Here is a 13,578-nt window from a genome sequence, read left to right as displayed (position 1 = left end):
TCTCTAGGGTCCTGATGTGAGGATCTCTGATGACCGCCGGTATTTCTGCCCGTACGCCCCAGCAAGCCTTGGCTGCCTTGCTCGACCTGCACCAGCCCAAACGCCTGTTGCTGTTGGGCGCCAGCCAGTTCCCGGCGCTGGAGGCTTTTCAACAAGCCCACCCGGATACCCAAGTGTCCGTCGCGCAGCCCGGCGCGTTGCCCACGGAGCTTGCCGCACAGCGGTTTGACCTGGCACTGGTGGTGGACTGCCTGGAGCACCTGTCAAAACCGCAAGGCCTGACCCTGCTCGGCGGCATCCGCAACCTGAATGCCAGCCGCATTGCGGTGCTGGTGGACCTGGCCGCCTGCGACTGGAAGGACACCGACTTCTTCTCCCTGGCCCTGCAGGCTGGCGAGCGCTTCCAGCGCGACGAGCAGGTTCTGACGCTGTTTACCTATGATCTGCTTGACTATAAACAGGTGCCGGACTGGCTCAACGCCCGCTTCTGGGCCAACCCGGAAAACTTCGGAAAGTATTGGTGGTAACCCGATGAGTACATCCATTTGCCCCTGCGGCAGTGGCAACCTGCTGGATGCCTGCTGCGGCCATTATCACGCCGGGCACCCGGCGCCCTGCGCCACCGCGTTGATGCGCTCGCGCTACAGCGCCTATGTGCTAGGCCTGGTGGACTACCTGGTCGCCACCACCCTGCCCGCGCAACAGGCCGGTCTGGACCGAAATGCCATCGCCGCCTGGAGTGCCCAAAGCACCTGGCTTGGCCTTGAGGTGGAAAGCTCCGAGGTGTTCGGCGGCCAGCCGGAACACGCTTTCGTGACCTTCACCGCGCGCTGGCATGACAGCACTGGCGAACATAGCCACCGCGAGCAGTCTTCTTTCGTACAGAATGACGGGCGTTGGTACTTCATCGACCCGACGGTGGAAGTGAAGGCCGGACGCAACGATGCCTGCCTGTGCGGCAGCGGGCAGAAATTCAAGAAGTGCTGCTCCAGCTACCTCTAAACCCTCAAAGGATTAACGCCATGCTCCGGATGTACAGCTTGCTGCTGGCGTTGACCCTTGGCCTGACCGGCTGCGCATCATGGTTCGAAGATGATTCCCCGCCGCCCCACGTGTCCCTGGTGAAAGTCGAAGTGGTGCGCGCCAAGTTGCTGGAGCAGAAATTCAAGCTGTACTTTCGCGTGGACAACCGCGACGACGCCGACCTGACCGTACGCGGCCTGATCTACAAGGTGACCCTGGATGATTTTGTGCTGACCGAAGGCGAGTCCAATGAATGGCTCACCGTACCGCCGCGCAGTCATAAGTTTTTCCGGGTGTCGGTGCGCACCAACCTCTGGCCGCAGATCCGCGACGTGGTGCAGATGCTGAAAAATCCCGACCGGCCAGTGCCATATCGCCTGGAGGGTGAGCTGAAAACCGGATTATTCATCGGTTATGACGTGCAGGTGAACCACAATGGCGAGATAATCCCCGGCGATTTTATTCCGGAGCGACATCGATGACTCAGCAACCCCATGTCCATGGTCCTGACTGCAACCACGATCACGATCACCATGATCACGACCACGGCCATGTCCACGGCCCGAACTGCGGCCACGCTCACCAGGAGCCAGTGCGCAACGCCTTGAAGGACGTGGGTCGCAATGATCCTTGCCCGTGCGGCAGCGAAAAGAAATTCAAGAAGTGCCACGGGGCGTAAGGCCCTGACCCCGGAGGAGCCCACTTACTGTGGTGAGCGGGCTCTCCACAAAAGCAACGCCACCTCAAGCCCCCCACCTTCGCGATTACGCAAACTCAACCGCCCGTCATGCGCCTTGGCGATGGTGTGAGCGATGCTCAACCCCAAGCCATACCCGCCGGTCTCGGCATTGCGTGAACCTTCCACCCGATAAAACGGCTCCATCACTTGCTCCAGCTGTTCTTGGGGAATCCCCGGCCCCCGGTCGCTGATGACGATCTTCAAGCTCTCCACCTGGTCCTCGACCCGCACCACCACCTCACTGCCATAACGCACCGCGTTTTCCAGCAGGTTCTGCACACAACGCTTGAGGCTGCGGGCGTAACCCGGCAGGGGCTGTTTGGCCCGGCCTTCGATCACCACGTTTTCGCCCACATCTTGCAGATCGGCCTGCAAGCTTTGCAGCAAGGCGTTGATATCGATGCTCTGCCGTGCCTCGTTGATTTCGCCACTGCTGACAAAATCCAGGGTGCTGGAGACCATGTGCTCCATTTCTTCCAAGTCACTGCGAAAACGCTCCTTTGTGCGGTTGTCTTCCAGCATCTCGGTGCGCAGGCGCAGGCGTGTGATCGGTGAACGCAGGTCGTGGGAAATAGCCGCAAGAAAGCGCGTGCGCTCGGCAATGTTGGCGATCAGCCGCTGTTGCATGGCATTGAACGCCTGGGCAGCACGGCGTACTTCGGTGGGGCCGTCCACCGATAACGGCGGACGCTGGATATCCCGCCCCAGGGCTTCGGCCGCCTTGGCCAACGCGTTGAGCGGGCGGATCGCCAGGCGCACCGCCACCAACGCGATCAACACCAGCACCAGCACCCGCAGCAAATAAATGCGCATGACGTAATCGAACAGCAGGTCCAGCGGTGACGTGCTGGTCCAGCCCTGTTCTTCGCTGGCATCCACCTGCAACCAGCGGCCGTCGGGCAAGCGCAGGTCGATCAGAAACTGCCCCACCACCGGTTTGGAACCGAGCAGCGTGGACAGCCCGGCGGTTTGCCCTTCGCCATCCACCAGCGACAGGCGCAACAGGATCAGGGTCTGGGCGTAGCCGGTTTTTTCCGACAACACCTTCTTGATCAACCGCTCGGTGGGCCGGTCGCTGTCGTGAAGCGTGCTGGGCGTATTACTGGCCTGGTCGCTGAGGGTCAGGCGGAAGGTCGGCGTGTCGAGCATCTTGATCAGCAGGTCCGCCTGTTGCGGGTCGCTGTGCACCAGGCGCACCACGTCCGCCAGGCGCGTGGCGATCAAGCGCGCAGGGATTTCCAGTACCTGCCCATGACGTCGGTCGTACCAGATGCTGCTGGTCAGCGCCTGCGCCGCGAGCATGCCGCTGACCAAAATCAGCACCAGCCGCCCGAACAACGAGCGCGGCAGCAGTCTCACGACTCCAGCACCACGTCGTCGGCGGTGAGCATGTAGCCTTCGTTGCGCACGGTTTTGATCAGGTTGGCTGGCAGTTGCGAGCGCAGACGGCTGACGCACACGTCGATGGAACGGTCGAACGGCGTGCTGTCCTTGTCGAACACGTGGTTGAGCAAAAAGTCGCGGCTCAACGGGCGATTGGGATGCTGCAATAAAAGGCGCAACACACGGTAATCCGAGTTGCCCAGGCTGACCACCACGCCCTCCGGCGAGAGCAACTGTCGCGCCCGCGTGTCGAGCTGCCAGCCGGCAAAACGGATGCTCGGCGCTTCATCCAGGCGCGCGCGGTCGGGAAAGCTCTGCACCCGGCGCAGCACCACCTTGATCCGCACCAGCAGTTCGCGTGGGTCGAACGGTTTGGGCAGGTAATCATCGGCGCCGATTTCCAGGCCGACGATGCGGTCGATCAACGAGCCTTTGGCCGTGAGCATCACCACCGGGATGTTGGAGTTCACCCGCAGTTCGCGGCACAGGCTCAGGCCGTCTTCGCCGGGCAGCATCAGGTCGAGGACGATCAGGTCGATAACATTCAGCGCCAGGCGGCGGCGCATTTCCTTGCCGTCGGCGGCGGTGGACACCTGGAAGCCAGCGTCGCTCAAGTAGTCGCAGAGCAACTGGCGGATTTGCGGGTCGTCATCAACGATCAGCAGGTGGTCTTGCTTGGCCATGGGCAGTCAATCCGAAAAACAATGAAACGCAGCAAATAGCCGAAAGTTCAGCCAGCCGTGCAGGCAAATGTAATGGAATGTTGTAGGAAACCATAATCAAGCATCCGCGATACAAACCCGAGGGATGACAGCCGGAATCGCTCTTTAGACTACCGAACCTAAATGAGAGTAATTGTAATTTAGACTCGGAAGCCACTCATGTCATTGCCCACACCTCGCAGCCACACGCTGCACACTACTCTGGCGCCGATGTTCGGCCTGCTGGCTGCCGGCAGCGTCGTACCGGTTGCCTTGGCTGACGCGCCAACGGCCACGTCCAATAACTCGGTGCTGAGCCTGCCGGAAATCAAGGTCGATGGCGAAGCCACCTCCACCTTCAAGGTGGACCGGGTGACCTCGGCAAAAATCAGCCAACCGCTGCTGGACGCCCCGCAAAGCGTGACCATCGTGCCACAGCAGGTGCTCAAGGAGCAGAACGCGCAGACCCTGCAGGAAGTGTTGCGCAACGTGCCGGGCATTACCTTCATGTCCGGCGAGGGCAACCTGGGCTGGGGCGACCTGTTTTCGATTCGCGGGTTTTCTTCCGAGCAGAGCCTGACCGTCGACGGCGTGCGCGATGCGGGCATGTCCACCCGTACCGACACCTTCAACCTGCAACAGGCGGAAGTGTTCAAGGGCACCGGCTCCATCGAATCCGGCGTGTCCGCCGTGGGTGGCAGCGTCAACCTGGTGAGTAAAGAAGCGCACTTGGGCGACGCCAACCGCGTCTCCGCCGGTATCGGCACCGATGCCTACCGCCGTCTCACCGCCGACCTGAATAAACAGATTAACGACACCACCGCCGTACGTATCAACCTGATGAAGCACTACAACCAGGTGGCCGAACGTGACGACGTGGACTACGACCGCTGGGGCATTGCCACCTCGTTCGGCTTCGGCCTGGGTACTGACACGCGCTTCTTCATCGACACTTTCTATCAGAAAGACACCAACACCCCGGACGGCGGCGTGCCGATCCAGCGTGGGACGAATGGCGATCGCATGCCCGGCGTGAAGCGCTCCAACTGGTACGGCGACTCCAGCCTCTACACCCAAGAGAACAAAACCACCTCGCTCACCGCGCGCTTCGAGCATGACTTCGACTGGAATGACGCCAACCTGCGCAACCAGACCCGTTGGGAACGCAGCGACAATTTTGCCGTGCTCTCCCCGGCACGCTTCTTCGCCGCCAATGCTAACGGCCAGAAGACCTGCACCGGCACCCGCTGTGCGACCTTGGGCTACACCGGTGTAGGACCGATCAGCCAAGTGCCGGGCAGCACGGTGAATGCCTACACCGATTATGTAAATAACAGTAATACCGCCTACGGCATCCTGCGCGGCAGTGACTTCGGGTTGTCCAAGCGCTACACCATCCTCGACAACCAGACCGACTTCAATTTCAACCTCACCACCGGCAGCCTGCAACACGCCGTGGTCAGCGGCCTGGAGTTCTATCACGAGACCTACGGCGGCCTGAAACGCAACGCCAAGGTGCCGGCCGGCGACCTGCTGTTCGACATGAACGACCCCAGCCACAGCTTCGCCAGCACTTACGTGACCAAAGGCGAAGGCGACCCGCGTTCGGCGATCGACAACGCCGGGATCTATCTGGGCGACACCATCACCCTCAACGATCAGTGGCAAGTGCTGGGCTCGTTGCGCTATGACAACTGGCGCGCACAAACCAGCCAGCGTGGCCAGGCCAGCATCAGCAGCACTGACGGTGCCGTCAGCGGTCGGGTTGGCGCGGTGTTCAAACCGCTGCCCAACGGCAGTATCTATGTGTCCTACAGCGAAGCGGCGCAGCCGTCGGCACTGGGCGCATCGACCAACAACCAGATCTACGGCGCAGCCAGCACCAGCAACTACAGCCCGGCCAAGTCCAAGACCTATGAACTGGGCACCAAGTGGGACATTGCCCACGACAGGCTCAACGTCACGGCGGCGATCTTCCGTACCGAACTGGACAATGCCTGGGAATACCAGGACGGCGAATCCGCCCCGGTACGTGCCTTGCCCGCCAAGCGTGTAGACGGGATCGAGCTGGGCCTGCAAGGCAATATCACCCCGCGCTGGACCGCCTACAGCGGGTTCTCGGCACTCAAGAGCACCCAGACCAAAGGCATCAACAAAGGCGCCGAAGCCAAGAACGTCCCCGACCTGACCGCCAACCTGTGGACCACCTACGCCGTCACCGACGCCCTGAGCCTCAGCTACGGCGAGCAATACGTGGGGCGACGCCGCTACACCGACAACAAATACGTCGGTGGCTTGAACAACAACAGCAGCTACGCCAATGGCCCGTCCGGTGTGTACGCGATCTACACCCGCGACCACGAAAAAGCCCCCGGCTACTGGCTGAGCAACCTGGCCGCGCAATACAAGGTGAACAAGGACACCACGGTCAACCTCAACCTCAACAACGTGTTCAACAAGTTTTATTACAGCCAGGTCGGCGCGTCCCTCGACGGCTTCCAGCTCTACGGCATCCCAGGTGCCGGGCGCACCCTCACCGCCAGCGTCGACTATGAGTTCTGAACCGTGTTGATCGAAATCCCGGCGCTGCTCAGCGCCAGCGAAGTCGAAACCACCGTGGCCACCTTGCTCGATCAGCCCTGGGTTGACGGCAAGGTGACCGCCGGACAGCGCTCGGCCATGGCGAAAAACAACCGACAGTTATCGGAAGATTCGCCAGTGGCCCTGCGCATCGGCGAGCAGATTCTGGCGCGGCTGTCGGATAACGCGCTGTTCATGTCGGCCGCCCTGCCCAAGCGCATCTACCCGCCGCTGTTCAACCGCTACAGCGGCGGTGAAGCGTTCGACTGGCATATCGACAACGCCATTCGCGGCATCAAGGGCGTGCGCGAGCGGGTGCGCACCGACATCTCCGCCACGCTGTTCCTGGCCGAACCGGCCCATTACGACGGCGGTGAGCTGGTGATCCGCGACACCTTCGGCGAGCACGCGGTGAAGCTGCCCGCCGGCCACCTGCTGATCTACCCCGGCAGCAGCTTGCACAAGATCAACCCGGTGACCCGCGGTGAACGTATCGCGAGTTTCTTCTGGATCGAAAGCCTGGTGCGCGAAGACAGCCAGCGCCAGTTGCTCTTGGACATGGATGTGGCCATCCAGACCCTCACCGCCCAAGACGCCGACCACCACGCGCTGCTGCAACTGAGCGGCGCCTATCACAACCTGTTGCGGCGCTGGAGCGATGTCTGATGCGCCGCCTTCACCTGGAGTCCCTGCCATGTTGAAACCCCGTCACCTGCTCAAGTTGGGCGTGCTGTTCGGCGCCCTGGTCCTCGGCTATGCCGAAACCGCTGCCGCCCATGAAGTCACCGACGTGCTGGGCCGCAAGGTCGAAGTGGCTGACAACGTAAAACGCGTGGTCCTCGGTGAAGGCCGGTTGATTTCGGCGTTTGCCCTGCTGGACCGCGACGCGCCGTTCCAACGCATCGTCGGCTGGCAGAACGATTTGAAGCTGCTGGACCAGCACACCTATAACGCCTACGTGGCGAAATTTCCCACGGTGAAAGACATCCCATTGATCGGCCAAGCGTCGGAGCAAAGCGTCAGCGCCGAGGAAATCCTCTCGCTGAAACCTGACCTGGCGGTGTTCAGCATTTCCGGCCACGGCCCGACCGAACACAGTACGGTCGCCGATGTGCTGGCCAAAGCGGGCATTCCGGTGCTGTTCGTCGACTTCCGTATCAATCCGGTGCAGGGCACTCACACCAGCATGACCGCGCTGGGCCAGGCGTTGGGGCGTGAAGCCCAGGCCAAGGGGTTCCTGGATTTCTATGACCAGCACATCAAGGTGATCACCGATGCGGTCGCCACTTTGCCGGCGGGGCCGCGCCCGAGTGTGTTCCTCGAACTGCTGGCCGGGGCCTGGCAAGCGCCGGGGCACACCACCGGCAAAAGCGGCATGGGTGAAGTGATCAAGCTGGTGGGCGGGCGCAACATCGCCGCCGACGTGGTGTCGGGCGCGCTGGGGGATATCAGTGTGGAGTACGCGCTGAAAGCGGATCCGGATATTTATGTCGCCACCGGCAACCACAAGCCTGGGCTGATCCTGGGGGCTGGCGTCAGCAACGACGAGGCGCGTGAAGCCTTCGACCGAGTGCTGGCACGCCCGGAATTCGCCAACCTTCGCGCCATCCGCGAAGGCAATGCCCACGGCCTGTGGCATGACTTCTACAACTCGCCGTACAACCTGCTCGCGATTGAGTCGTTGGCCAAATGGGTGCACCCAGAACTGTTCGCCAAGCTGGATCCGCAGGCGACCATGGCGCAGATCAACGCGCAGTTCCTGGGGATGCCGTTGCAGGGTGCCTATTGGATCGACACCCCTAAATGACCACCCAGACCCTCGACCTCGCCAGCGCCACCCACGGCTACCGCCGCCTGCTGGCGCGGCGTACCTGGCTGCTGGGCCTACTCGGCACCGCACTGGTCTGCGCCATCTTGGTAGACCTGTCCAGCGGCCCGTCGGGCATGGGCCTGCTGGCGCTGCTTGACGGGATTGTGCACCCGTCGCATCTGAGCGCCACTGACCAGGTGATCATCTGGAACGTGCGCCTGCCCTACGCACTGATGGCGGTGCTGGTGGGCTGCGCGTTGTCGCTGGCCGGGGCCGAGATGCAGGCGATCCTGAACAACCCGCTGGCCAGCCCGTTCACCCTGGGCGTGTCGTCGGCGGCAGCGTTGGGCGCGTCGCTGGTGATTGTGTTTCCGGTGACAACGCTGTGGGTGTCAGCCAACACGGCGATTTCCATCTCGGCCTTCATCTTCGCCGCTGCCTCGGTGTTTTTGCTGCAAGCCATGTCGCGCCTGCGCGGCGCCGGGGTGGAAAGCCTGGTGCTGTTCGGCATCGCCCTGGTGTTCAGTTGCAACGCGGTGGTGGCCTTGCTGCAACTGGTTGCCACCGAAGATGTGCTGCAACAACTGGTGTTCTGGACACTGGGCAGCGTGACCCGGGCCAACTGGGACAAGCTCGGCATCCTGGCCCTGGTGGTTGCGGTCGTCATGCCGTTTTCCTTTGCCGCCGCACCGCGCCTGACCCTGTTGCGCATGGGTGAGGACCGCGCGCAAAGCTTTGGCGTGGATGTAAAGCGGTTGCGGTTTTTCTCACTGCTGCGCATCAGCCTGCTGTCGGCCACCGCCGTGGCCTTTGTAGGCACCATCGGATTTATCGGCCTGGTCGGTCCGCATATCGCGCGGATCCTGGTGGGCGAAGATCAACGTTTCCTGTTGCCGGCCAGCGCCTTGACCGGCGCGTTGCTGCTGGCGCTGTCGTCGATTGCCAGCAAGTTGATCATGCCCGGTGTGATCGTGCCGGTGGGCATCGTCACCGCGTTGGTGGGCGTGCCGATTTTTGTGGTGCTGGTGTTCAAGCGCGGGAGGCAGTTATGAGTGAAGGGTTGAACGTACACAACGCCCAGGTGAGTTACGGGCGCCGGCAGATCGTGCACGACCTGAGCCTACCCACCCTGCCCCACGGCAGTCTGACCGCCCTGATCGGCCCAAATGGCGCCGGCAAGTCCACCCTGTTGCGTGCCGTGGCCGGGCTGGAAAAGATGCAAGGCGTTGTACGATTGGGTGACCTCGACCTGTCGGCCATGTCCGTCGCCGAGCGTGCACGACGCGTGACCTACATGCCGCAGAACCTGCCGCCAAGCTTGAGCCTCAGCGTGATGGAAAGTGTGATAGCCGCCCTGCGCGTGGCGCATGTCGAGGGCATTCCCCTGTCCAGCGACGCCTGCCTGCGTGAAGCCTTCGACGCCTTGCAGCGCATTGGCATCGCGCATCTGGCCGATCAACTGTTAAGCACACTCTCCGGAGGCCAACGCCAACTGGTCAGCCTCGCGCAGCTCATCGCCCGTCGCCCCCAGGTGATGCTGCTGGACGAACCCACCAGCGCCCTCGACCTCAATTACCAGCTGAAGGTGATGGACTGCGTGCGCGGGCTGGTGCGCGAACACAACCTGATCGCCGTGGTGGTGCTGCACGACATCAACCTGGCTGCGCGCTTCGCCGACCATATCGCCGTGCTGCGCCAGGGCCGCTTGTACGCCAGCGGCGCGGCGGACGAAGTGCTCAATCCACTGCTGTTTGCCGAGGTGTATCGCGTGCGGGCGCGCATCGAGCGCTGTTCGCAGCAATCGTTGCAGGTGCTGGTGGATGGCGCTTTTTGATTTGCTTCTAAGGGTATGCGCAAATGTTTCATTGAATTTTCGCACACCCAACATTACCTATACCTACAGGCATCCGCTCAAGCATCACCACTTTTGGAGAGCTTCATGATCGACCTGTATTACTGGACTACCCCTAACGGTCACAAAGTATCGCTGTTCCTGGAAGAAGCCGGCCTGCCCTACAAGGTGCATCCGATCAACATCGGCCAGGGCGACCAGTTCAAGCCTGACTTCCTGAAGATCGCTCCCAACAACCGCATTCCGGCCATCGTCGATCAAAACCCGACCGACGGCGGCGCACCGATTTCGCTGTTTGAATCCGGCGCGATCCTGCTGTACCTCGCGGAAAAAACCGGCGAGTTCCTTCCAACAGACTTGCGCGGTCGTCAGGAAGCGCTGCAATGGCTGTTCTGGCAAATGGGCGGCCTGGGGCCGATGGCGGGTCAGAATCACCACTTCAGCCAGTTCGCACCGGAAAAAATCCCTTACGCGATCAAACGTTATGTGGACGAAACCGCCCGCCTGTACGGCGTGCTGGACCGACGTTTGGCGGACCGTGCATTCGTGGCGGGTGAGGCCTACAGCATTGCCGACATGGCGATCTACCCATGGATTGTTTCCCACAAGTGGCAGAGCCAACGGCTGGAAGATTTCCCACATCTGCATCGCTGGTTCAACAGCATCAAGGAACGGCCGGCAACAGTGCGTGCCTATGAGCTGGTGCAGAAAGTGAACCCGCCCAAGTCTTGATACGCAATTCCTGAAAATAAGGCATAGCTCCTGCTTGCGTCGTTTCGCCGCGCTCACTAACGTAGCGCCTTTACTGACGCTACCCCCCGCAGGAGCTTTGCCATGGCCTCGCCAGCCCTCTCACATTTTCTTCCCCGGTTCGGCGTTGCCGCGGCAGTGGCCAGTGCGTTAAGCCTGGCCGGTTGCCAGCTCCAGAGCACCCAGGACACCCTGCCACCGGTCGCCGGCGTGCAGCCGATCAAAGGCCTCGCACAGAATGTTTCCGTGCGCCGCAATGCCCAAGGCATGCCGCTGATCGAAAGCAACACCTTCCATGACGCGCTGTTCAGCCTCGGTTATGTGCACGCCAGTGACCGCATCACGCAGATGGTCACCCTGCGCCTGCTGGCCCAGGGCCGCCTGGCAGAAATGTCCGGGCCCGAGGTGCTGGATGTCGACCGGTTCATGCGCGCGGTCAACCTGAAAAAAAGCGCCGGCGAGCTGTATAACGCGTCAAGCCCGCGCCTCAAGCGCTTCTTCGAAGTGTATGCGCGTGGCGTCAACGCCTACCTGTTCCGCTACCGCGACAAGCTGCCGCCAGACCTGGCCCAGACTGGCTACAAGCCCGAGTACTGGAAGCCGGAGGATTCGGCCCTGTTGTTCTGCCTGCTGAATTTCAGCGAGTCGGCCAACCTGCAGGAAGAAATTGCCTCGCTGGTGCTGGCGCAGAAAGTCGGCGTCGACAAACTCGCGTGGCTCACGCCTAGTGCGCCGGACGAAGCGATCCCGTTGGTCGAGGCCGAGAAGCTCAAGGGCGTGAACCTGGGCCAGATCACCGGTCTGGCCGGGCTGGACGCGGTCAGCCAACAACTGAGCAGCCTCAATTCGCTGGCAGTGACCACTTCAAGCAACTGGGCCATCGGCCCGCAACGCAGCCGCAGCGGTAAAAGCCTGCTGGCCGGCGACCTTGCCGCCCAGCCGCAAGCGCCGTCGCCGTGGAGCTACGTGCAGATCCGCGCACCGAAATACCAGGCCGTGGGCGCCTCGATTGCCGGCCTGCCGACGCTGCTGTCCGGCTTCAACGGTAACGTCGCGTGGAGCATGAGCACGGTCAAGGGCGACACGCAGGACCTGTTCCTGGAAAAGGTCAAACGCCAGGGCAGCGCGTTGTACTACGAGAACAACGGCAAATGGCTACCCGCCGGGGTGCGTAACGAAACCTTCTTCGTCAAAGGCCAACGCTCGATTCGCGAAGTGGTGTACGAAACCCGCCACGGCGCCCTGCTCAACAGCAGCCAGGCGCTGACCACAGGCCTGGGCCTGGCGCTGCAAACCGCCGACTTCAAGGACGACAAGAGCCTGGATGCGTTCTTCGACCTGTCCCGTGCGAAAAACGCCGGCAAGGCCTCGGATGCCACCCGCGAAATTCGCGCCATTGCGCTGAACATGGTCTTCGCCGACGCCAGCAACATTGGCTGGCAAGTCACCGGACGCTTCCCCAACCGTCGCGAAGGCGAAGGCCTGCTGCCGTCGCCGGGCTGGGACACGCGGTTTGACTGGGACGGCTACGCCGACGCAATGCTGCACCCGTATGACCAGGACCCGGCCCAAGGCTGGATCGGCACCGCCAACCAACGCACCGCGCCCCGCGGTTATGGCATGCAGCTGTCCAACTCCTGGGATGCGCCGGAACGTAGCGAGCGTCTGGCGCAACTGGCCAATGCCGGCAAGCATGACAGCCGCAGCATGACCGCCATGCAGTACGACCAGACCACCACCTTCGCCGCCAAGCTCAAGACCCTGTTCCAGGCGCCAGGCATGGCCCAGCCGCTGAAACAGGCGATTGACGCGCTGCCAGCCGCTGAGCAGGCCAAGGCACGTGAAGCACTGGGCCGCCTGATGGCTTTTGACGGCCGCTTGGTAACCACCTCCGCCGACGCGGCGATCTATGAACTGTTCCTGCAGGAAAGCACCAAACAGATCTTCCTCGACGAACTCGGCCCGGAAAACAGTGCCAGCTGGAAGGCGTTTGTCAGCAATGCCAACCTGTCCTACGCCGCCCAGGCCGACCACTTGCTGGGTCGCGAAGACAGCCCGTTCTGGGACGACGTGCGCACCCCGCAGAAAGAAGACAAACCGGCAATCCTCGCCCGCAGCCTGGCCGCCGCGATCACTGCCGGTGACAGCCAGCTGGGCGCCGATCACAAGGCCTGGCAGTGGGGCAAGTTGCACACCACCACCTGGAAAAACACCAACGGCCAGGTAATCCGTGGCCCGCTGGCCTCCGGTGGTGACCACAACACCTTGAATCCGGCGCCGTACAGCTGGGGCCAGGACTTCCGCACCACCCAGGTGCCGGCGCTGCGCATGATCGTCGACTTCGGCCAGGTGGAACCGATGATGGGCCAGGGTGGCATCGGCCAGTCAGGCAACCCCGCCAGCCCGAACTATGCCAATGGCATCGACCCGTCGCTCAAGGCGCAATACCTGAGCTTCCCGATGCAGCCGCAGAACTTCGAGAAGGTGTATGGGAAAACCCGGTTGACCCTGACGCCGGGCAAATAACCGGAAAAGCGTGGGCTGGCTTTTACTGTGGTGAGCGGGCTTTTTGTGGTGAGCGGGCTTGCCCCGCGCTGGGTGGCGAAGCCGCCCTAAAACCAGGCGACCTGTTTCTGACTGGAAGCATGCGTTGACTGGATTGGGGCCGCTTCGCGCCCCAGCGCGGGGCAAGCCCGCTCACTACAATAGTTAATCGAACTTCTGCTCGCCCGCCCGCCTC

Annotated in this window: 13 protein-coding genes; 11 read left to right on the top strand and 2 right to left on the bottom strand. The window is 62.2% G+C overall.

The features are described from left to right. The first annotated feature begins 29 nt into the window (after positions 1-29). The 4 genes from ACP7EW_RS11685 to ACP7EW_RS11670 are packed head-to-tail and all read left to right on the top strand — an operon-like array spanning position 30 to position 1,702. Positions 30-527, top strand: coding sequence for a DUF6231 family protein (locus ACP7EW_RS11685; protein ID WP_426217149.1), 498 nt, complete (start codon positions 30-32; stop codon positions 525-527). 4 nt (positions 528-531) lie between these two features. Continuing rightward, the gene (locus ACP7EW_RS11680; protein WP_033902756.1) at positions 532-1,002 is read left to right on the top strand and encodes a YchJ family protein; all 471 of its coding nucleotides are present in this window, start codon (positions 532-534) and stop codon (positions 1,000-1,002) included. A 20-nt stretch (positions 1,003-1,022) separates the two neighbouring features. Further along, positions 1,023-1,505 (top strand): LEA type 2 family protein, encoded by a 483-nt coding sequence (locus tag ACP7EW_RS11675; RefSeq protein ID WP_016975046.1) that lies wholly within the window; start codon positions 1,023-1,025, stop codon positions 1,503-1,505. Then, a complete protein-coding gene (locus tag ACP7EW_RS11670; RefSeq protein ID WP_003189235.1) occupies positions 1,502-1,702 on the top strand; it encodes an SEC-C metal-binding domain-containing protein in 201 nt (66 codons plus the stop codon). The genes ACP7EW_RS11675 and ACP7EW_RS11670 overlap by 4 nt, the downstream gene beginning before the upstream one ends. Positions 1,703-1,726: 24 nt before the next feature. Here the strand turns inward: ACP7EW_RS11670 and ACP7EW_RS11665 are convergent, their stop codons facing one another. Both ACP7EW_RS11665 and ACP7EW_RS11660 read right to left on the bottom strand, forming a co-directional pair. After that, positions 1,727-3,121 (bottom strand): ATP-binding protein, encoded by a 1,395-nt coding sequence (locus ACP7EW_RS11665; protein WP_426217146.1) that lies wholly within the window; start codon positions 3,119-3,121, stop codon positions 1,727-1,729. Beyond that, positions 3,118-3,828, bottom strand: coding sequence for a response regulator (locus ACP7EW_RS11660; RefSeq protein WP_133074408.1), 711 nt, complete (start codon positions 3,826-3,828; stop codon positions 3,118-3,120). Before ACP7EW_RS11660 ends, ACP7EW_RS11665 begins: the two co-directional genes overlap by 4 nt. Before the next feature lie 198 nt (positions 3,829-4,026). Here ACP7EW_RS11660 and ACP7EW_RS11655 point away from each other — a divergent pair, with 198 nt between their 5' ends. From ACP7EW_RS11655 to ACP7EW_RS11625, 7 genes are all read left to right on the top strand, one after another. After that, entirely contained in the window at positions 4,027-6,408 is a 2,382-nt protein-coding gene (locus ACP7EW_RS11655) for a TonB-dependent receptor (protein WP_426217143.1), read from the top strand. Positions 6,409-6,411: 3 nt separating this feature from the next. Beyond that, positions 6,412-7,092 (top strand): Fe2+-dependent dioxygenase, encoded by a 681-nt coding sequence (locus tag ACP7EW_RS11650; protein ID WP_426217141.1) that lies wholly within the window; start codon positions 6,412-6,414, stop codon positions 7,090-7,092. Positions 7,093-7,120: 28 nt separating this feature from the next. Continuing rightward, entirely contained in the window at positions 7,121-8,233 is a 1,113-nt protein-coding gene (locus tag ACP7EW_RS11645; protein WP_426217139.1) for an ABC transporter substrate-binding protein, read from the top strand. Further along, positions 8,230-9,288: an iron ABC transporter permease gene (locus ACP7EW_RS11640; protein ID WP_314525551.1), complete on the top strand. Its 1,059-nt coding sequence runs from the start codon at positions 8,230-8,232 to the stop codon at positions 9,286-9,288. Before ACP7EW_RS11645 ends, ACP7EW_RS11640 begins: the two co-directional genes overlap by 4 nt. Next, positions 9,285-10,070 (top strand): ABC transporter ATP-binding protein, encoded by a 786-nt coding sequence (locus ACP7EW_RS11635; RefSeq protein WP_426217137.1) that lies wholly within the window; start codon positions 9,285-9,287, stop codon positions 10,068-10,070. Before ACP7EW_RS11640 ends, ACP7EW_RS11635 begins: the two co-directional genes overlap by 4 nt. A gap of 105 nt (positions 10,071-10,175) precedes the next feature. After that, positions 10,176-10,820: a glutathione S-transferase N-terminal domain-containing protein gene (locus ACP7EW_RS11630; protein ID WP_426217135.1), complete on the top strand. Its 645-nt coding sequence runs from the start codon at positions 10,176-10,178 to the stop codon at positions 10,818-10,820. Positions 10,821-10,922: 102 nt separating this feature from the next. Continuing rightward, a complete protein-coding gene (locus ACP7EW_RS11625; RefSeq protein ID WP_426217133.1) occupies positions 10,923-13,364 on the top strand; it encodes a penicillin acylase family protein in 2,442 nt (813 codons plus the stop codon). Positions 13,365-13,578 lie beyond the last annotated feature (214 nt).

Source organism: Pseudomonas sp. DWRC2-2 (assembly GCF_049897885.1).
GTDB lineage: Bacteria > Pseudomonadota > Gammaproteobacteria > Pseudomonadales > Pseudomonadaceae > Aquipseudomonas > Aquipseudomonas azotoformans_A.
This window is presented reverse-complemented; position numbering and strand designations above follow the sequence as displayed.